General features: G+C 47.0%; 2 protein-coding genes and 1 pseudogene. All 3 read right to left on the bottom strand.

Annotated elements, in window-relative coordinates:
- Positions 1-418: helix-turn-helix domain-containing protein (locus GZ1_RS17680; RefSeq protein ID WP_060789011.1), on the bottom strand; the 418-nt coding region annotated here is incomplete at its 3' end.
- A gap of 152 nt (positions 419-570) precedes the next feature.
- Positions 571-1116 (bottom strand): DUF6431 domain-containing protein, encoded by a 546-nt coding sequence (locus GZ1_RS17675; protein ID WP_033011705.1) that lies wholly within the window; start codon positions 1114-1116, stop codon positions 571-573.
- Positions 1117-1189: 73 nt separating this feature from the next.
- Positions 1190-1375 (bottom strand): annotated as a pseudogene (locus tag GZ1_RS19770) (hypothetical protein); the annotation flags it as partial.

Here is a 1375-nt window from a genome sequence, read left to right as displayed (position 1 = left end):
TTTCTTTCCCGACAAGGTTGTGTTTTTTCAATAATCGGTATATAGTAAAGTAAGAGATATGGTTTTTTGGGATTCCCCCCTGCTCGATCAGGTGTTCGTAGAACACCGTCACGGGCATGGTGGGATGTTCTTTTCTTAGGGCTAAAATATGATCCTCATCATCGGGCGACAGACGCCTTGAGTGGCCGCGGTCCGAACGGCGCTTCGGCTTTAAGGCGTCAAAGCCCCCTTTTTTGTATCGGGTGCACCAATCGAGGATCGTCTTGGCTGCGATTCGTTTGTCTCCCTGGTGGGGAACATGGTGCACTCGCTCGCTCACCTCTTTCAGATACGTCTTCGGTTCCACCTGCCCATTCACCAACGGAGCGATTAGCCCGTATCGAAACAGGGCAATGTCGTGTCTCATCGACTCATTCATTCAAATCTCCTCCTGGTCTCACTTGGAATCAGGACCGTTCCGGTCCTCCTGCCCTTATCGTACCGAATTGCTTTTTCTCCGTCGATAGGAAAGGTTTGTGGGAACCGAAACTATTTCCAATTTAGGGTATGTATGTAAAATCAGGATCCCATTTAATTCGCAAAAGGGTGTCGGAATCCGCCCTCCCACATCTCTCTGATGGCCGAATCAAGACCGTGTTCCTCTAACGTCTGGATCCACCAAGAAGCCCGTTCCTTTTCTTTTTTCACGATAGGGCCTATGATCCTCCACCGCCTCGCAAAAAAGCTATGAAGGCTTGATAGGTTTCGGTAGAACCGTCGGACATAAAAGATGATGCCGTCCTTTGTCGGGAGAAACGGAGCCTGGTTCGTCCTTTCGGTCAATCCCAACTGCTCTTTCACGACTTGCCATATGGCGGACAACGTATACTGAAAATACGGGAGGAGAAAGGAAGGCAGCACACTCACCGTCTTCAAGCATTCCCGACAGCGATACCGGACAATCCAAATGCGATAATCACCATGTGGGGTCAATGCGTTTCGCTCATAGTAACCGTGGCGGTGCAACGGGCGCTTGGCCCGGCAATGCGGACACTTTTTCAGAAGAGGGAAGTCGTTTTCTTTTCCACGCTCTGCATACGTTTGAACGTCAATGCCAAAGTCATGAAATTGAATCACGTCCTCCTCCCCCTCCTATGAACCGATGGATTTTCTCTTCCGAAATAATTCACAAAAAATTTAGCACATTCTTTCAGAAAAGGGGAGAGGGCTTTCTGAAGGAATGTGCAAAAAAATGTCTCTTTTGTTCCGAAATAAAGTGATAATTTACAGCAAGGAAACTTCCTGTTCCTTTTACACTGTCATACTTATCCGTATCTCCTATTTCTAAACATCGAAGAAAAGATTTTTCAATGAGCGGAAATAAATGAATATATAT

Origin of the sequence: Geobacillus zalihae NBRC 101842 (genome assembly GCF_001544135.1) — a bacterium.
Taxonomy (GTDB): domain Bacteria; phylum Bacillota; class Bacilli; order Bacillales; family Anoxybacillaceae; genus Geobacillus; species Geobacillus zalihae.
This window is presented reverse-complemented; position numbering and strand designations above follow the sequence as displayed.